The organism is Candidatus Rhodoblastus alkanivorans (genome assembly GCF_022760755.1).
Lineage (GTDB): Bacteria > Pseudomonadota > Alphaproteobacteria > Rhizobiales > Beijerinckiaceae > Rhodoblastus > Rhodoblastus alkanivorans.
Genome location: NZ_JAIVFP010000001.1, coordinates 949,096 through 967,184, shown reverse-complemented (window position 1 = coordinate 967,184; position 18,089 = coordinate 949,096). Strand labels below are relative to the sequence as shown.

19 protein-coding genes are annotated in these 18,089 nt (G+C 64.3%); 5 read left to right on the top strand and 14 right to left on the bottom strand.

The features are described 5' to 3' along the window. The first annotated feature begins 13 nt into the window (after positions 1–13). Entirely contained in the window at positions 14–328 is a 315-nt protein-coding gene (locus K2U94_RS04550; RefSeq protein WP_243066074.1) for a hypothetical protein, read from the top strand. 69 nt (positions 329–397) lie between these two features. Here K2U94_RS04550 and K2U94_RS04545 read toward each other — a convergent pair whose 3' ends face one another. From K2U94_RS04545 to K2U94_RS04510, 8 genes are all read right to left on the bottom strand, one after another. Next, positions 398–649, bottom strand: a complete 252-nt coding sequence (locus K2U94_RS04545) for a hypothetical protein (RefSeq protein ID WP_243066073.1) — start codon at positions 647–649, stop codon at positions 398–400. A gap of 20 nt (positions 650–669) precedes the next feature. Continuing rightward, positions 670–1,539 (bottom strand): hypothetical protein, encoded by an 870-nt coding sequence (locus tag K2U94_RS04540; RefSeq protein WP_243066072.1) that lies wholly within the window; start codon positions 1,537–1,539, stop codon positions 670–672. 38 nt (positions 1,540–1,577) lie between these two features. Further along, positions 1,578–2,711: a hypothetical protein gene (locus K2U94_RS04535; RefSeq protein ID WP_243066071.1), complete on the bottom strand. Its 1,134-nt coding sequence runs from the start codon at positions 2,709–2,711 to the stop codon at positions 1,578–1,580. Further along, a complete protein-coding gene (locus tag K2U94_RS04530; RefSeq protein WP_243066070.1) occupies positions 2,712–3,623 on the bottom strand; it encodes a radical SAM protein in 912 nt (303 codons plus the stop codon). Positions 3,624–3,625: 2 nt separating this feature from the next. Continuing rightward, the gene (locus tag K2U94_RS04525) at positions 3,626–4,699 is read right to left on the bottom strand and encodes a methyltransferase (protein WP_243066069.1); all 1,074 of its coding nucleotides are present in this window, start codon (positions 4,697–4,699) and stop codon (positions 3,626–3,628) included. 4 nt (positions 4,700–4,703) lie between these two features. After that, positions 4,704–4,970 (bottom strand): hypothetical protein, encoded by a 267-nt coding sequence (locus tag K2U94_RS04520; RefSeq protein ID WP_243066068.1) that lies wholly within the window; start codon positions 4,968–4,970, stop codon positions 4,704–4,706. Beyond that, positions 4,967–5,791 (bottom strand): efflux RND transporter periplasmic adaptor subunit, encoded by an 825-nt coding sequence (locus K2U94_RS04515; protein WP_243066067.1) that lies wholly within the window; start codon positions 5,789–5,791, stop codon positions 4,967–4,969. The genes K2U94_RS04520 and K2U94_RS04515 overlap by 4 nt, the downstream gene beginning before the upstream one ends. Positions 5,792–6,114: 323 nt before the next feature. Then, a complete protein-coding gene (locus K2U94_RS04510) occupies positions 6,115–7,902 on the bottom strand; it encodes an acyl-CoA dehydrogenase (protein WP_243066066.1) in 1,788 nt (595 codons plus the stop codon). Between the two features lie 210 nt (positions 7,903–8,112). Between K2U94_RS04510 and K2U94_RS04505 the strand changes: the two genes are divergently transcribed. Then, on the top strand, positions 8,113–9,684 hold the full coding sequence (locus K2U94_RS04505) for a chloride channel protein (protein ID WP_243066065.1): 1,572 nt from the start codon (positions 8,113–8,115) through the stop codon (positions 9,682–9,684). A gap of 118 nt (positions 9,685–9,802) precedes the next feature. On the opposite strand, the gene K2U94_RS04500 is transcribed toward K2U94_RS04505, so the two are convergent. The 5 genes from K2U94_RS04500 to clcA form a co-directional block, all read right to left on the bottom strand. Continuing rightward, positions 9,803–10,708: a CopD family protein gene (locus K2U94_RS04500; RefSeq protein WP_243066064.1), complete on the bottom strand. Its 906-nt coding sequence runs from the start codon at positions 10,706–10,708 to the stop codon at positions 9,803–9,805. Between the two features lies 1 nt (position 10,709). Continuing rightward, positions 10,710–11,096, bottom strand: a complete 387-nt coding sequence (gene copC / locus K2U94_RS04495) for a copper homeostasis periplasmic binding protein CopC (protein ID WP_243066063.1) — start codon at positions 11,094–11,096, stop codon at positions 10,710–10,712. A gap of 11 nt (positions 11,097–11,107) precedes the next feature. Continuing rightward, positions 11,108–12,097 (bottom strand): hypothetical protein, encoded by a 990-nt coding sequence (locus K2U94_RS04490; RefSeq protein ID WP_243066062.1) that lies wholly within the window; start codon positions 12,095–12,097, stop codon positions 11,108–11,110. A gap of 78 nt (positions 12,098–12,175) precedes the next feature. Further along, positions 12,176–12,562, bottom strand: coding sequence for a hypothetical protein (locus tag K2U94_RS04485; RefSeq protein ID WP_243066061.1), 387 nt, complete (start codon positions 12,560–12,562; stop codon positions 12,176–12,178). A gap of 78 nt (positions 12,563–12,640) precedes the next feature. Beyond that, positions 12,641–14,020 (bottom strand): H(+)/Cl(-) exchange transporter ClcA, encoded by a 1,380-nt coding sequence (gene clcA / locus K2U94_RS04480; protein WP_243066060.1) that lies wholly within the window; start codon positions 14,018–14,020, stop codon positions 12,641–12,643. Positions 14,021–14,263: 243 nt separating this feature from the next. Here clcA and K2U94_RS04475 point away from each other — a divergent pair, with 243 nt between their 5' ends. Genes K2U94_RS04475 through K2U94_RS04465 form a run of 3 tightly spaced genes read left to right on the top strand, consistent with a single transcriptional unit; the run spans position 14,264 to position 17,311 of the window. Next, on the top strand, positions 14,264–15,622 hold the full coding sequence (locus K2U94_RS04475) for a cytochrome ubiquinol oxidase subunit I (RefSeq protein ID WP_243066059.1): 1,359 nt from the start codon (positions 14,264–14,266) through the stop codon (positions 15,620–15,622). Continuing rightward, the gene (locus K2U94_RS04470) at positions 15,622–16,638 is read left to right on the top strand and encodes a cytochrome d ubiquinol oxidase subunit II (protein WP_243066058.1); all 1,017 of its coding nucleotides are present in this window, start codon (positions 15,622–15,624) and stop codon (positions 16,636–16,638) included. The genes K2U94_RS04475 and K2U94_RS04470 overlap by 1 nt, the downstream gene beginning before the upstream one ends. Before the next feature lie 28 nt (positions 16,639–16,666). Continuing rightward, positions 16,667–17,311, top strand: a complete 645-nt coding sequence (locus tag K2U94_RS04465) for a MarC family NAAT transporter (protein WP_243066057.1) — start codon at positions 16,667–16,669, stop codon at positions 17,309–17,311. A gap of 15 nt (positions 17,312–17,326) precedes the next feature. Here K2U94_RS04465 and K2U94_RS04460 read toward each other — a convergent pair whose 3' ends face one another. Continuing rightward, positions 17,327–18,016: a hypothetical protein gene (locus K2U94_RS04460; RefSeq protein WP_243066056.1), complete on the bottom strand. Its 690-nt coding sequence runs from the start codon at positions 18,014–18,016 to the stop codon at positions 17,327–17,329. Positions 18,017–18,089 lie beyond the last annotated feature (73 nt).

Below are 18,089 nucleotides of genomic sequence, written 5' to 3'. Positions count from 1 at the left end.
TGCATCGGAGCGCGTGAAGGAGAATTTTCTGACGATGTCCCGCCAGGATGGGATTTTAAAAACCGGCGCGGCAGGCTTGCGGCGAATATTCGGCTTCATCATCGTCTCCTGTGCGGGAACGACGGCGAACGACGTGAAGCAAGCTTTCCGGAAGCGCCAGACGCCGGCCGAGCGACCGGACGCTCCGGCTCGATCGGTCAGCCTGCCAATGCCCCGGCCAAGGCCGTGGCTTGAAAATCAATACGAACTATTTTTGCGCCCCCTGAAAACCTCTGCGGACCATCTCACCCTGCCCGCAGCAACCGCTCACATCCATCGCCCCCTCTGAAATCCCGTTCGGTCTAATCTATATTTTTTTGGTCCTCTTCGATTAAGGACCATATTGTTCAAGGCCAGATTAAACCTCGGGCGTGGCGTTTTGCAAGACCAAAATCCAGTTCGGGAAGTTTTCGACGTCACATTTTTTTGCTTTTGCACGAGTTATGAGCCGTTTCTTACAGTTTAAGTTTGAACATATAAAAATACTTCCGATCGCCTCCGACGCGCCGGAAAGATCGCCCCGCTCCTGCTCGCCCTCGACAAGCCAATTGCCCAGGCCGCCGGAAAATTCCACAGAGAAGGCGGAGCCTATTCCGCGATTCTTCGCCATCCTTTCATGCAAGCATTGCGCTAGAATACGCCATAATAACCGCTCTTCAGGATCTGCAGCGCGCCATCCTGCAGCCGATAATCGAACCCGGCGTCAAACAGAAGATGATCGAACTGCGATCGGTTATCGTGAACGAACGTCTTTATTTCCTGCGGATAACCCTGCCATTCCAGGAACCAGATCAGCTGATCGACGTCGATTCCGGAGAAATAGACGCAATCATGGGTCTGTTTGTTGGCGACGCAGATCGTCCGGCAGGAGCGCAACTCGGGACGAAGCACGGCGTCGAGGGGAACGATGGTTTCGTCGAAAACGCCGGAATTGGCGATTTTCTTGGCGGCGTCGCGCAATTGCGTCGTGGCGTCGAAGAAAAAGTAGAAATTCTCCAACCGGGTCGATCCGGCGCGCAAAGCATAGGCGACCCCTGATGAAACGTCGCTGCCCGGATTGCCGACATACATGTGGATCACGTCGATCTCACGCCTGCCACAAGCCAGATCATCGTCGATATCGAGCGAAAACATGAAATAATTCAGGGATTCAGGTGGGGAGATGCGGCAGCGCGCCAGGGGCGCCAGAGCGTCGAGGACACGCGACATGGAAATTTCGCGCTGGCGGCGCTGGTAATCGTAAAAATAGAATTCCCACGCGAGACGCCCGGCGATCTGCTTGACGCCGAAGACCGAGCGCCACGGCCCGAGTTTCTCGCGCAGCGCATCGACCATGGCGTAGGCCTGAGCGTCGACGCCCGCCCAAGCGAAGGAATTATATAATAAATTGATCGACCGGAACTTGTCCTCGGCTGGCGCGGGCCGGTCGTATTCCCAAAGGCAATAATTGAGCGCGCGGTCCGTCTCGCAGGAATATTCGATTCTTTCCGCCAGCGTCATATGTCCGCGCTCCGAGATTTACGCCTCGATCACCGGGCTCAACTATTGCTCATCTGCGCGTTGAAACGTGGCAAGGCGACGACGCCATAATAGATATTGAAGAAATCGGCGCCGTCGCGATGCAGACCGCCGGCGACATGTCCGAGCGGCATGGCGCCGATTTGGTCGTATAAGGCCTGGAACTGGCCCGGCCGAATATGGAAACGGCTCCTGACGCGCTGCAGAAGGGCGTCTGCGTCACGCACCTGCAATTTGGCGTTGTAGAGGTTCAGATCGAACGAGCGCCGGGCGTTTTCGGTTTCTTCGACTTCGAGGAACTGAAGCTCCCTGGCGTCGGCGCGGCTTGCGGCGAGCCGCAGAAAGGCCTCGGCGATCGCCAGAGATTCGGCGTTGCCGCCGCTATATATATCTTTCAGACGCGCGCTGACGCCGTCCGCGTCGAGGAAAGGCCGCCACATATATCGGGTCGTCACCGCCTCGGCGCGCATCAGACTCCATTTGAAGGCGAGATGCAGCAGGACGGCCTCGCCGGAAGAGGCGGCCGCGGCGGCTTCATCGGCCGGAACGGCCCGCTCGAGATAGAGTTTGCAGACGATATTCCGCGCATCGCCCTCGAAGCCGAAATGAATGCATTTGGCCATTGCGAAATTGCGCGCCGCTTCGTCGCGCAAGCGATCGGGCATGGCCATGCGCTCGCAAATCGCCAGCGCGCTTTCGCATTTGTCGCCGGGGATATCGGAAGCATTGACGGTCAGGAGAAAACGGTTCGAGCGGAGCTCCGCCTCGCTCGCCTGGAACGAGCGCTCGTAAAGGCGCGGCGCCCCCCAATCACCGACCAGCCCCAACAAGGTCGCGGCCTGCGCGCCGGAGCGATCGGGCGGCCGCTGTCCGGCGCGAGGTCCTCCCGCGGACATCGCATGCGCCGCGTCCGCCGGCGACAGGCCCATGGCCTCCACCCGACGCGTCTCCTGGAGATGCGGCTTCAAGGCCTCGGTCAAGGTCTGAGCGAGCCGGCGCGCCGCTTCAAGAGGAATTCTGACGCGGTCGCTCACGGCGACGACCACGCCTTCCGACGGGCCCAATTCCTCGGCCCGGCCGAATTCGAGCACGATCTCGCCCTTTTCCAAAACGATCTGGAAGGCGTCGGCGATCTGCGGCGCGGGCAAGTCCATTCAATCCTCCCTCGGCAAAGGCGCAAGCAGGTCCGCCTGCCAGCCGAATCTGTTCACATAAGCCGTGTTCAGGCCGAGGCATCGCCGCGCCCCGCACTCATCCCGATGCGCGCATTGGTGGAAGCCGTTGCGCATGAACTGGACCCAGAATTCGGGATCGATGACGAGCTTCGGCTGGCCGTTGTCGAGCGCGTCGCCGAGGTCGCCCAGCAGGCATTGCGGAAAATTCTTCACCTCGGCGCGCCGCCCCAGCGCGCGGGCGCGCAGAATCGCTTCACGGAGATAGGGCAGCGTCTCGGCATGATCGACGATCAGATTCTGCTCGTCCGTCTCCCGCATCGGCCAATAGGCCCAGAACTCCATCTGGACCAGGCGCCGCAGAGGCGCAAGCGCCGAGACCACCTCGGGCAGAGCGCGATAGCTGCGCCTCGTGATCACGGTGTTGGTCAGGCTGACCACGCCGGGAAAGGCGTCGAGATTTTCCAGCCCGCGCATCGTCTGGGCGAACGATCCCGCGACGCCCGTGATCGCATCATGGGTCGCGGCGTCGGCGGCGGCGACGCTGACGAAATATTCGTCGACGCCCGCTTCGACCAGGGCGCGGCAATAATCCGGATCGGCGAGGCGCGCGCCATGGGTCTGGATGCGCACATGGTCGAAGCCGCTGTCCCGGGCGCGGCGCGCCAGCGCGGGCAGATCCGGGCGCAAAGTGATTTCGGCCCCCGTCAGGGTCAGCCCCTTCCATTTCCGCTCGCGCGCATTGGCTGCGAAAAGCGCGTCGAGCGCTTCGTCGGACTGGGGGCGCAGCCAGTCCATGGTTCCTTCAATCATGCAATGGACGCAATGGAAATTGCAGCGGAAATGGACCGCGAACTCGACGTAATCGCTCGATCGAAAGAGCGGCGCGCCCATGGTCAGCCGCTCCCGGCCGCTTTGCGGCCTGTGACGACATAGAAGGGAGAGTCGAGGAAAACGTCGCGCGCCTGAATATTTTCGAGCCCGAAAGCTTCGAACTGCGCGACATAATCGGAGGCCGGACGATAGGAATTGAAGAACAGCAGGCTTGGAATCAGTGAGAAAGGCGCGGTCACGTCGCGAAACCGCAAGGGGCCGCGCTCGAAAATCAGGATCGTCCCGCCCGGCTCGAGCGCAGCGATCGCCTTGGCCAGGAAGGCGGCGGCGTCTCGCGCCGGCCAGTCGTGCAGCATCGATTTGAAGGTGATCAGATCGTAGCCGCTCGGCAGGTCCTGATGGCGCAGATCGCCTTTGACGAAGCCGATGCGGTCCTGCTCGGGCTCGCCCAGAATATGCTCCAGGCCGATCTCGCAGACGAGCGGCAGGTCGAACACGGTTGCGCGCAGCCGGGGCGCGCCCCGGCAGACCCGCAAGGCGAATTCGCCGCTGTTGCCGCCGACGTCGAGCATGCGGCGATAGGTGGAAAAATCATGGGCGGCGAGCGCCGCGGGCGCCTCGTAGCGCGTCAGGGTCGAGGTGAGGCGCATCCAGATGCGAACGCGCCGATAATTGTCGCTCGAATATTCGAAACATTTTCGATAATCGAACAGCTGAAAAAGACGCGCCTGCGACATGAAATTCGTCGGCTGGCGCACCATGGTGGTGAAAAGATCGGCGAAATCGGTCAGGACGAATCCGGCGAAATCCAGTTTGGCTTCGAGCAGATCGCGATACTGCAGGGCCTTCCTGAATTTGGCGGTCAGTCGCACGTCGCCCGAATGCTCCTGGATCACGCCGCCAGCGACCAGAAGGTCGATGAGAAGTCGCATGCCGGCGCGATCGGCGCCTACCGCTCGGCCGAGCGCTTCGCTCGATCCGCCATAGCGCGCCCGGACCAGGCGGTCGATCAATCCCAACTCGAACGCCGTCTTGAGCGCGCGCGCGTCGACCAGAGTCTTGAGGAATTCGTCGACGACGAGATGCGGCGCCTCGGGGCGCCAATCGACCGATTCTATGACGGAAAAATCGGTCATGGCCTCAGCTCTTGGTGTCCGCGGTCACCCCGCCTTCGGTCGTGAGCCGCGCCAGCATGTCGCAAAGGCGCTTGGCCGCCACCGGCCCCATGACGATCCGGCGCTGCAGCCGCGGGCTCAACTCGATCCCGTCCGCGGCGCAGACCAGGTCGCCGAAATCGATCGCCACATGATCTTCGCGTGCGCGCGCCGTCGCCAGAGAACTGGAAATTTCCCGCTGGCGGGAGCGATCCCAGCGGACGGGTCGCGCGCGTTCGTCGGCTTCGGTCATTGGGGCTTATCCGGAAGATTGGCGATGCAACGGATTCCCGCGGGAATCTTGTTGCCGGGGTTGGCGAGCGTGAGCCGCACGCGGAAAGTGTCGCTGGCGGCGTCGATGATCGGATCTATGACGTCGATCCTGGATTGAACGGTCCGGTCGACCGGCGCCGCCAGGCGCAGCTCGACGTCGTCGCCGACCTTGACCGAACCATAGCGCCTGCTCGAAAGGACGAGATCGACGGTCAGGGGATCGACCTGGGCCAAAGTGACGATGGGCGTCGTCTCATAGATGAACTCGCCCGGCTGCAGCTTGATTTCGGTGACGATCCCGTTCAGTGGGCTGCGGATGAGCTTGAGGTTGTATTGCGCCTGCGACCGCGCCGCCTCCAGTTGCGCAATCTTGCGGTCGTCGCCGGCCTTTTCGATCGCGATCTCGTCCTGGGCGACCTTGGTCCGGGCCTCGTCGACGTCGTTGAGCCTGGACCACATGTTGTTGGCAAGCTTCTGCCGGCGCGCCAGTTCGCGCTGGTTCCAGGCCAGGTCCGCTTGCGCCGCGCGCAGCGCGGATGTGCTCTCCGCCCGGAATTTGTCCAGCGCGAGCTGGGCCTCCTCGACGCTGGTGTCGAGCTTGCCGATGATCTGGCCCTTGGTGACGACGTCGGCGCGATCGACCCTGAGTTCGGCCAAGACGCCGAAAACGCTGCTGCCGAGCTGGACGACCTGTTTCGGTTTGACCAGACAGGCGGTGGAATCCGCCAGGACCTCCGCGCCGGCAGCCTGGGGGAGGAAAGCGGACAGAAAGAAACAGAACGCAAGAATGCTTGGATTCATTTGTCGCATGGCGCGACGATAATTCGGTTCGCATCGACGATCCAGCGCTGTTTCAATGATGCCGGAGCGCGCTCGAATGTTTAACCCTTTTGCCGGGTGACGGCCGAAGCAAAACGACGATCTGCGGCGTTCGTCTTTGCAGAGCGGGCGATCCCTTGAGGATCAAGCTCCCGCAAGGGAATTACAAAGAACTCGTCAACTTCGATAACGTCCTGGATCGGCTCTTAGAACAGTTTCCATTCGGTCGGAATCGGAAGAATGCTATAGTTAATTGTTTTGACGCATATTCTTGTCCCAAAAGTCTGCAATTTTTTGGGAATACTCTAAATCGCCGCGGCGTCGAAGGCGGCGACGCTCGCGGCGCCGCGGGTTGCGGCCTGAAAGAAACCTTCGGCATGGGGGAGGACATGGCCGGCGAAATGTTGCGCCAGAGCGATTTTGCCGCGCAGGAAGGCGGCGTCGCCGCCGCCTTCGCCGAGCAGTTCCGCCGCCCGCGCCGCCTGACGCGCCAGCAGCCAGAAGCCGACGGTGATCCCGAACTGATGAACGAGCGGCACGCCGGCCGCCGCCGTCTGCGCCGGCGCGGCCGCATTGGTCGCCGCCACCCATTCGACCGCATATTGCAGCCGCGCGGCGGGCCCGGTCAGCGCCTGTCCCAGAGCGACGATTTCCGGCTGCGGCGCGCTTTCGAGTTCGGCGGCCGTCGCGCGGAGCGCCTCGATCAGACGCTCCGCCGCCGCGCCCTTGTCGCGCGCAATCTTGCGGCCGACGAGATCATTGGCCTGGATCGCGGTCGTGCCCTCATAGATCGGGGTGATGCGGGCGTCGCGGAAATGCTGGGCGGCGCCGGTCTCTTCGATATAGCCCATGCCGCCATGAACCTGGACGCCGGTCGAGGCGATCTCGACCGCGCTTTCCGTGCACCAGCCCTTCACCACCGGAATCAGAAGATCGACCATAGCCTGCGCCGCCGCCGCTTCCGTCTCGTCTGGCGAGGCCTGGGCGAGGTCCATCCCTCCGGCGGCGAAATAGGCCAAAGCCCGCATCGCCTCGACCTTCGCCTTCATGTCGAGCAGCATGCGCTTGACGTCGGGATGATAAGCGATCGGCGCGCCGCTCTCCGCGCCGATCGGCCGGCCCTGGATGCGCTGGAGCGCGTAATCGCGCGCCTGCTGGAAGGCGCGCTCGGCGATGGCCACGCCTTCCAGGCCCACATTGAGGCGGGCGTGGTTCATCATGGTGAACATATATTCGAGGCCGCGATTGGCCTCGCCGACGAGAAAGCCGACCGCGCCCTCCTTGTCGCCGAAGGACATGACCGCCGTCGGGCTGCCGTGGATGCCGAGCTTATGCTCGATCGAGGCGCAGATGAGATCGTTGCGCGCGCCGAGCGAACCATCGGCGTTGACAAGGAATTTCGGGACGATGAACAGGGAAATGCCCTTCACCCCGGCGGGCGCGTCGGGCAGGCGGGCGAGCACCAGATGGATGATATTGTCGGCGACGTCGTTCTCGCCCCAGGTGATGAAGATTTTCGTTCCCGTGATGCGAAAAGCGTCGCCGTCGGGAACGGCCTTGGCGCGGACGGCGGCGAGATCCGAGCCCGCCTGCGGCTCGGTCAGGTTCATCGTGCCGGTCCAGGTCCCGGCGACCATTTTCGGCAGGTAAAGGTCCTTCTGCGCCTGCGAGCCGTGATGGTCGATGGCGGCGATCGCGCCAAGGGTCAGCATCTGGCACAAGGAAAAAGCCAGATTGGCCGCCGTCCACATTTCCAGCACCGGCGTCGAAACCAGATGCGGCAGGCCCTGGCCGCCGAACTTCAGCGGCGCCGGCATGGCGTGCCAGCCATTGTCGCAAAATGCGGAAAAGGCCTGTTTTATTCCGTCCGGCGTTGTCACGACGCCGTCCTTGCAGACGCAGCCCTGCTTGTCGCCCGCGCGGTTGAGGGGGGCGAGGATATCGCCGGCGAATTTGCGCGCTTCCTCGAAGATCGCTTCGACCAGATCTTCCGAAACCTCTTCGTTCCCTGGCAGCGCCGCGATCCTGTCCAAGCCGCCGATCGCCTTCATCGCGAAAATCATGTCTCGGATCGGGGCTTGATAGGCGGTCATCTGATTCTCCGGAGTGGGGCGCGGCCGCGCCAAGCTAACCGCCGCCCTCGACAAATTCAACGTATGTCCATCTCGTTCGGCCGAAGGTAAACTCATCGGCCGGTGGGTGGATAAGGAAGAGAACCATGTTCAGGCTTCCGGCGCGGATCGGTCTTTTCCGGCTCTCGCTGCTCGCGGTCGTCGTCGGTCTTGGGGGGCGGCCTCGGCGCGGTGATCTTTCGCGACCTCATCGGCCTCTTCCACAATATCTCCTTCCACGGCCGCTTCGATTTCTCTTACGACGCCAATGTGTTCACGCCGCCAAGCCCTTTCGGCGCGTGGGTGATTCTCGCGCCAGTGATCGGCAGCCAGATCGTCACTTTCCTGGTGCAGACCTTCGCGCGCGAGGCCCGCGGCCATGGCGTGCCGGAAGTGATGGACGCCATCTATTACAATGAAGGGCGCATCAGGCCGATCGTCGCCACGATCAAATCCCTGGCCTCGGCCATATCGATCGGCACCGGCGCGGCGGTCGGGCGCGAGGGTCCGATCATTCAGATCGGCGCCTCGCTCGGCTCCACCCTCGGCCAGATCGTGCGCATGGCGCCCTGGCAGCGAATCACTTTGGTCGCCGCCGGAGCCGGCGCCGGAATCGCCGCCACTTTCAACACCCCGATCGGCGGCGTCATGTTCGCCATCGAACTGATGATGCCGGAAGTGAGCGCCCGCACCTTTCTGCCGGTGGCGCTGGCGACCGGCGTAGCCACTTTCGTCAGCCGGCTTTTTCTCGGCATCCGGCCAGCCTTCAACGTGCCGGCCAATCTGCTGGTCGATCACGCCGCCACTTTGACGCAACTCCTGATCAACGGCGCCATCGGCTTGCTTGCAGGCCTCGTCGCCGCCGCCTTCGTCCGTGGCCTCGCCTTGCTCGACAGCCTCTATGAGCGCATCGGGAACGGCTATCTGCGCCACGCCATCGGCATGCTGACGGTCGGCGTCCTGTTCTATTCACTGTTTCTCCTCAACGGGCGCTATTACATCGAAGGCGTGGGCTATGCGGCCATCGAGGCCATTCTCATGGGCAGGCTCGGCGCGCCGGCGCTTCTGCTGGGGCTCATGGCCGCAAAACTCTATGCGACGACGACGAGCCTGGGCTCCGGCGGATCGGGCGGCATCTTTTCGCCGTCCCTTTTCATGGGCGCGACGCTCGGGGCGGCGGTCGGAGCCTCCATCCATCATTTGGCGCCGGGAACCGGCCCCGACATCGCCAATTGCGCCATTGTCGGCATGGCGGCCATGGTCGGCGGGGCCACGGGCGCGGCCATGACCGCCGTCACCATGCTGTTCGAAATGACCCGCGATTACGACATCGTCATGCCGACGATCATGGCGACGGCCTTGGCGATTGGCGTGCGCCGCCTGCTCAGCCGCGAGGACATATACACCATGAAGCTGGTCAGCCGCCGGCATTTCGTGCCCAAGGCGCTGCACGCCAACATGTTCATGGTGCGCCCGGCCAGCCACGTGATGCGGAACGATCCCATCCTGCTGCCGGTTGACGCCGATTTCTCCGCCTTCCTGCGCGATCCCGCCTATGCCGGCGGCATGAGGCATGTCGTGGTGACGCATGGCGAGCGGCTGGTCGGCGTGATCCGGGTCAACATGGCTTTGCGCCGGGGCCTCGAACAGTCCTATGCCGGCGTGCGTGGGCGACATCGCGCAAAGGAATTTCATCATCGCCCGCGAAAACGACGTCATGTTCGACGTCGTCTCGCGCATGGCGCGCCGGCGCCGCGGTGGTGATCGGCGACAATCTTCGCCCGCGCGCCAAAAATGTCGTCGGGATCATCACCCGCGAACATATCGGCGATTCGGTCGCCGAGGGCCTCAAGCCCTATAGTTGAACCAGCCGCGCGCTTCGTCACGCCGGGGGCGGCGTCATACCGAGAAGAGCGGCGGCGGCGATCACGCCAAGCCCCAGCGCGCCTTCGACGGCGACCGACCAGAGCAGCCGCGCCAGGGCGGCGCTTTCGCCGGCGCAGAGCTTTGGCGCGGCGACGAAGCGGTTATAGACGGCAAGGACGAGCATCGCGCTCACCAGCAGCGATTTGCCCGCGACGATCCGGCCATAGAAGGTCTGCGGCCAGGACGCCGGATCGAGCGCATGATGGAAGCCGGCGTTGAGAAGCCCGGTCGCGACGACCGCGACCACGGCGAATGTCGCCGTGACCGAAAATGACGACAAAGCGGCGCAGGCCTCGCTGGCTTTTCCTCCGCGCGCCGCGCGCAGGACCAGGAACAAAGAGGCGATTCCCCCGATCCACGCCGCGCCGGAAAGCATGTGGAGGCTGTAGACCGCGATCATGAAGACGCCCCAAAGCCCCGCGCCCTGGGCGGCGTGGCCGAGCCAGGCCTGATCGATCAGGAGCCCCGCGGCGACCAGTATCAGCCCGAGGCGGCGCGGCGCGGCGCCGACCGGCAAGGCGGCAAGGCCGAGCGCGGCGGCGAACAAAGCGAGGCGGATTTCGACGATCGGGCCGAATTGGGTCTGAGTGAAGAACAGGCTCAGAATTGCCGGATCGACGGCCTGATCGAAGCCGCCGGCCATATTGGCGATGATCCCGGCGAGCCAGCCGAGGCCCGACAGGACCGCGACCGGCGCCGTGAGACGCAGGACAAAGTCGCCGGCGCGCCGGGCGCCGGTTGCGCCGGCGCCCGCGTAAAGCCAGAAGAAAGCCGATCCGAACAGGACGAAAACCGACGAGAAATGGAGCCAGCGCGTCACGAACAGAACGGAGGGGATCAGCAGGCCTTCGGCGGCGTCCATGTCACGGCGCGACCGTGAATTTGTAGGACCCGGAGGTATGGTGGGTGTCGACCGAAACCACATGCCAGCGCACGACATAGGTTCCGGGCGCGAGTTTGCGTCCGATCGACACATGAAGGGTCGCGGGACTCGACGGATCGACCCTCGCCTTGCCCTTGGCTATGGCCCCGCCCGCCGCGGAAGCCAAAGTCACGCCCGAAAAGGCGGGCGCGATATTTTCCGTAAAGTTCAGCGTCAGTTCACGCGGCGCGCCCTGGACGCTGGAGCCGACCGCGGGAACGGCATGGTCGAGAAAGGCATGCGCCCAGGCCGGCGCATTGAAGGCCGACACATTGAAAGCCGCCGCCACGGCGAGCGCGGCGACGAAGCTTTTGGCTCGAATGTTCATCTTCACCCTCCTCAATAGTGGCCGCGCGGCTGCGGCGGGCCGAACAATGGCTTGCCGATCGAATTCGGCGCGATGTCGTCGAGGAAGAAATCGACGATCGCAAGCGCGCCGATATGGGTTCCGCTGGCCGAATTGATCGGGACCTGCGCCATCACGCCGACTTCGAAATATTGCCCGATATAATAGAGCGACGGGCCGACCACGCCGGTCGTGACATTGGTCCCGAAATCGCCGGGCGTATTGGGCGCGAGATTGCTGACCGGCGTGGTGAAATCGGCCTCGAACGCGGGGATCAGCCGACGGAACAGCCACGGCAGCTCCTGCACATAGGAATTCATGTAGAACAGGCTGTATTGCAGGGTTGCGCCATAGGCGATCGTGGTCGGATTCTCGCTGCCGTCGGCGTTATATGTGCTGGCCGGAACCGAGAAGTCATATTCCCCGGTGATCGCCAAGGGCTTGAGCCAATCGGCCGAGGCGTCGCCCAATCCCTTGCCGGCGAAGAGCTTGAAAGTGATCGTCGAAAAAGGGTCCGAGGGCAGTTCGGCGCTTTGCGGGCTACCGGTATTGCCCCATTCGACATTGACCGCGGTGGCGATGATCGATTCGGCCGCGGGATTTTGCCAGATCACATATTTGAGCTCGGTCTCGATATTGGACCAGCCATGGGCGTTCGGGCGCTGCTGCCAATTATAACCGCCCGAGCCGACCGAAAAGCCGAGATCGGCGGTAATCGTCTTCATATATTCCCAGCCCAGCGAATAAGTGAGGGGTCCGGGCGAGCCGTCGGGATTGGCGAGGGTCAGATAGGAAAAGGTCGGCAGCGACAATTCGTCGTTGACGCCGGGGTCGTCGATGGTCTGCGTCGCGGGAAAGACGCGATTGCCGACGATCGTATGGGCCCGCGCCTGCGAGGCGAAGGCGGCAAGGACCGCGCAAGCGGCGAGAATGGAGGTTCTGGGCGCGCAAAGCCGCGCGCGCCCACGCAAGGAGCGGTTCATTCTGGTCTCGTGAAATTGGTGTGGCCGGGATGCGGTTCAGGCGCGCGCCGGAAGGCCGCGCCAGCGAAAGGCGCGGGATCAGGCCAGGATCGGGGGACCGCGCGCCCGCGGCTTATTCAGCGGCGGCGCGCGCGGCGGCAGGCGCGGCGCGGGAAGGGAAATTTCGTCGATCGCCAGTTCGTCGGCGCGAACCACGACGACCGGCGGCGGCGCGCCCGGAAGCGCGCAGCCGAGCGCCTGGCACATCGGGCAGAAATCGGACGAGCCATGGGCGTGTCCGTCGCCCGGCGTCTGATGGTGGAAGCAGCCCGGCGCGGCGGCGCCGACCGCCGCGACATCGCCGGCGGGACGCGGCGCGGCGGCGAACAGGCCGAAACCCTGGACCAGGAAGGCGAGCGCGGCGAGGCGCGCCAGCCAGGCCCGCCAGAAATTCCCGCTCCTGCTTTCCGCCAGCGCGCGCGCCAAAGCCGGCCCCCCGATTCAACCGACGCTAGCATTTCGCCGGCGCGGCGGGCAATTCATTTCGGTAAATTTAGACCGGCTCTAATCCTCGACTCCCTCCGGCGCGACCGAGGGTCGCATCGCGGCCGGCGGGGCGCGCTTCGCCTTGGCGTCCCGCTCGCGGCTCATGCTCAGATGACGCAGAGCGTCATAGATCGGCTCATCGCCCAGAAGCGTCGGAACCAGCATGGCGGCGAAACATGCGCCGAGCATGGGCAGGAGCAGGCTGGTGTTGGCGGTCATTTCGGTGACGAGGACAATGCCGGTCAAGGGCGCGCGCACCACGCCCGCGAAAAAGGCCGCCATGCCGACCAGCGCGAAGGACTCGGGCCGGATCGCGGCGCCGGGAAACACCGCCTGGAACAGGCTGCCGAGCATCAGGCCGGATTGCGCGCCAAGCGTCAGCATCGGCGCGAACAGGCCGCCGGGCGTTCCCGCGGCGTAGGAGACGGCCCCGAGGCCGAAGCGCAGCAGAAAGATGAGGGCGAGCACGACGAGATCGCCCTTCCCGGAAAGCGCGCTCTGGGTGAGCGGGTCGCCGCCGCCGACGAGATCCGGCGCGAAAAAGGCCAGGGCGCCGACGCCGGCGCCGATCGCGGCCGCGCGCCAGACCGGCCGGATCCGCAAGCGATCGGCATAGGCCATGGCGCCGAGAATCGCGCGGTTGTAGGCGATGGCGAGCAGACCCGCGACGCCGCCAGCGACCATGAAGAGGGTCTCCAGAGGCATCGAGGCGGGCGGCAGCGCCACGACATTGAAATCGGGGGCGTCGCCGATCAGGACGCGCGCGACCACGATAGCGGTTGCGGAGGCGGCGAGCGCGGCGATTGCAATATGGTGCTCGAATTGCTGCACCAACTCCTCGAGCACGAAAACCGCGCCGGCGATCGGCGCGTTGAAGGCGGTGGCGAGGCCGGCCCCCGCGCCGGCCGCCAGAAGCACGCGGCTGTCAGCCGGCCGCAAGGGAACGAAGCGGTCGATCACATTGGCGATGCTGGCGCCCATCTGCACGCTCGGCCCCTCGCGGCCGAGCGCGAGGCCGGAGCCGATCGCCAGCACGCCGCCGATGAACTTGACGGGCAGGAGGATCAGCGGCGCCGGCGCGCTCAGCCCCCGCAGCACGGCCTCGACATGGGGAATGCCGCTGCCTGCGGCATGGGGCGACAGGCAGCGCACCATGCAGGCCGCCGCCGCCGCCGCCGCCGCGCAAACGAGAACGGCGGCGGCGAGTCCGAGAAGGTGATGGCCATGCGCCCAGACCAAGCCTTCGGCGCGCAGACGGTCCGCCGATTCGAGAGTCATCCGGAAAAGCGCGCCGACGAGGCCCGCGCCGACGCCGGTCGCCAGGGCGAGAAGCGAAAGCGGGACAAGCCCCCGCGATTCCTTCTCCCCTTCCGCCAGCATCCGCAATTGTTCGTTCATCGGCCCATCGCCCCTGCTTTTCGCATCGCGCCATCATGCTTTTCGCATCGCGCCATCATGGCGGCAAAGCGCGCGCGGGCAAGCGGCGCCTTGGCAAGAAATTTCATTTGACAGGCGCGGCCATGCGGGTTCGGATAAGTTCAAGGTCGTCATCGGACTGTCGGACGCAGGCTCTAGCCTGGTCCGGCCGCGGCAAGTTGAATCCTCGCGCCCCAATCCCTCGCGCCCCAATGGAACCCTCGCATGGCGCTTGACCCGCTCATCCTGTCGCGAATCCAATTCGCCTTCGTGGTCAGTTTCCACATCATTTTTCCCTCCTTCACAATTGGCCTCGCGGCCTGGCTCGCGACCATCGAGGGCATGTCGCTGGTCACCGGCCGTCCGGTCTATCGGCGGGTGTTCGATTTCTGGCTCAAGGTCTTCGCGCTTTCCTTCGCCATGGGCGTGGTCAGCGGAATCGTCATGGCTTTCCAGTTCGGCACGAACTGGAGCGTACTGGCCGAGCGCACCGGCTCGATCCAGGGGCCGCTGCTCGGCTACGAGGCCTTCACCGCCTTTCTGCTGGAGGCGTCTTTCTTCGGAATCATGCTGCTTGGCCGCGACCGGACGCCGCGCTGGTTCTATTTTTTCTCCTGCTGCATGGTCGCGCTCGGCACCATGGCCTCGTCCTACTGGATCCTCGCCAACAACAGCTGGATGCAGGTTCCGCTCGGCCACAAGATCGTGGATGGCAAGATCATTCCCGACGACTGGAAGGCCATTCTGCTCGGTCCGGTCCAGCTCATCCGCTGGCCGCATATGCTGCTCGGCGCCTTCCTCACCACCAGCATGTGCGTCGCCGCGACCGGCGCCTGGCATCGCCTGCGGAACGAGGCCTGGGAGGAATCCCACGTCATGCTGGACTGGGGCCTCGGCCTCGCCGCCGTGCTGATCCCCGCGCAAATCCTGCTCGGCCATGTCGCCGGCGATCTCGTCCACAAATATCAACCGGCTAAATTCGCGGCGATCGAGGCGCGCTGGCATGACGAACAGCCCGCCTCCGAAGTGCTGGTCGCCTGGCCGGACGAGCGGGCGGGAAAAAATCTTTACGCCATCTCCGTCCCTGATCTCGGCAGCTTCATCGCCTCCGGAACCTGGGATTCGAAAGAGGTCGGCGTCGATTCCTTTCCGGCGCAGGACCGCCCCCCGGTGGTCGTGCCCTTCTGGGCTTTCCGCATCATGTTCGGCATGGGCCTCGCGATTCTGGCCATATCCTGGCTGGGCCTCGTCCTGCGGACGCTCGGCTGGCTCGAACACGCGCGCTGGTTCCTCTGGCTGACCCTGTTTTCCTTCCCCACCGGCTTTATCGCCGTGCTCTGCGGCTGGTTCACCGCCGAGGTCGGACGCCAGCCCTGGGTCGTCTACGGCCTGCTGCGCACCAAGGATGCCGTCACCCCCTCGCTCACGACGCCCGTGGCCGCCGCTTCGCTGATCGCCTATATCCTGGTCTATGCCCTGATCTACGGCTTCGGCGCGGTCTATTTCCATCGCCTGATGCGCGACGGGCTGACCCAGAAGACCCGAGCCGCCGCCGGCTATGATTTTTACGCGGAGAGGCCGTGATGAATCCCGCCGAAATGACCCAGGCCGCGCCGTCCCTTCTTGCTCTGTTCTGGGCGGGCGTCATCGCCTTTTCCATTTTCGTTTATGTCGTGCTCGACGGCTTCGACCTCGGCGTCGGCATGTTGTTCGGCACAACCCGCGACCGCGACCTGCGCGACGAAATGATGGGCGCGATATCTCCTTTCTGGGACGGCAACGAAACCTGGCTGGTGGTCGTCGGGGCCTCGCTGTTCGCCGCCTTTCCCGCCGTCTACGCGATTTTCCTGCCGGCCTTCTATCTGCCGGTCCTGCTCCTGCTCATCGGCCTGATCTTCCGTGGCGTCGCCTTCGAATTCCGTGGCCGCGGCGGACCGTCGAGCATCTGGAGCACAGGCTTCTGGCTCGGCTCGGGCGTTGTCGCCTTCGTCCAGGGCGCGGCGGTCGGCGCGATGATCCTCGGCGTCGACGTCAGGAACGGTCAGTTTGCCGGCGGCCCGTTCGATTGGCTGCGCCCCCTCCCCGTTCTCACCGGAATCGGCCTGATGTTCGGCTATGGCCTCCTCGGCGCCGGCTGGCTGATCCTGAAATCGCCGACACGCCTGCGCGACTGGGCCTATCAGCGCGCTCCCTTCCTGGCCATCGGCATGGCGGTCTCCCTCCTTCTCGCCTCGCTCCTCACCGCCATTCAGGCGCATGGCGTCATGACGCGGCTGGTCGAGCGGCCCTGGGCGGCGGGTTTCTTCGTGGTTGGCCTCATCGCCTTGGGCGGCGTGCTGCGCGGGATCGCCAGACGCCGCGACGCCCAGCCCTTCGCCTTCACGATTCTGTTCTTCCTCGCCGCCTTCGGCTTTCTCGCGGCGGCCTTCTGGCCCTATATGATTCCCTATAGCGTCACGGTGGCGAGCGCGGCGGCGCCGGACAAGTCGCTCTCCTTCCTGTTCTGGGGCGCGGGCGTGGTCGCCTTGCCGGTCGTGCTGATCTATTCCGTGGTCATTCACGCCGTGTTCCGGGGCAAGCTCCAGATCAGCGGGCATTAGGCCCCCAACCGACGCCATCCGGATAGAAATGACCGCATTCCGCCTGATCGAAGTCGTCCTCCTGGTGATCGCCGGCCTCCTGCCGATCATGAACCCGTTCAGCACGGCGCCGCTGCTGATCGCGCTCACGGCGGGGATGACAGCGGAGGAGCGCAACCGGCAGACCCTGCTCGGCTGCGTCTATGCCTTCTGCATCCTTGCGACTTTTCTCGTGGCGGGCCGGTTCATCATCAGTTTCTTCGGCATTTCGCTCGAGGGCATCAGGATCGCCGGCGGCCTCCTGGTCTCGACGCTCGGCTTCCGCATGGTCTTCCCCAAGGCGGAAACCGGCGACGAAAAGGTCGCCGCGCAAAAGGACATCGCCTTTTCGCCCCTCGCCATGCCGTCGCTGAGCGGCCCCGGCGCCATTTCCGTGGTTCTGGCGACTTCGGCGCAAATCCCCAACGACAGGATCGTCCTTGGCAATATCGTGGTGATGATCGGGATCGCCGTCACCGCCTTCATCGCCTGGCTGGTGCTGCGCGGTTCGATCTATCTCGTTCGCTTCCTCGGTCCCACGGGCATAGACGCGCTGACGCGCATCTTCGGCTTTCTGCTGATCTGCATTGGGGTGCAATTCGTGCTGATCGGCGCGACCGACTATTTCGTCCCGCTGTTCACCGGCGCGAAATGAGCCGCCAAATGCGCCTCACGCGCCGTCCGAATTCAACGGCATGACCTGTTTCAGCACGCGGTCCTCGCCGAACAGGCATTTGAACTGCTTCCGGCCTTCCGCGCCCTTGTCCGCTTCGCCATTCATCTCGAAACCGTTCGTGGACGGCGCGGCGGCGGCCTCCTCCTTGAAGCGCAGCTTGTCCTGCGTGACCCCATAGAGCTTGGCGGCGCTGGCGACGCAGGCGCGCAGCATGGGCAGTTCTTCCGCGCCCTTCACCGGCGCGGGCGGCTTTGCGGCGGAGCCGGCGCCGGAAATCTCGATCGTCATGGAATATCTGCAGGTCTCATGGCGCCGGGCCGCGCTGCGCATCAGAAAGACCTGGGCGCGATATTCCCCGTTCGCCGTGAGATTGGCGGCGAATTCATTGCCATTGATCGACCCGGTATGAACGGCCATTGCCGCGCCCGGGGCGAAGACATTGAAATAACAGGCCGTGTTTTTCGGCGCGAACAGGATCGAAATGGCCTGCCCGGCCCGGGCCTCGAACAGATATTTGACGCCGTCATAGCCCTTGATCTTGCCGGAGACCGTCGCCGATATGGAGCCCGGCTTGAATTTGACCGTCTCAATCCTCTCGGCGGCGGCGGCCACGCCAGTCGTGGCGATCAGCGCGCTGAGCCAAAGACCGCCTCCCGCCATTCGTCCCCGGAACGAAACCGCCATGCCCCTGCGCCTCGGCTCTCATGAGCCGATGCAACGATAAGGAGCGCATTCGAGCGCTTCAACCCTCGGATTT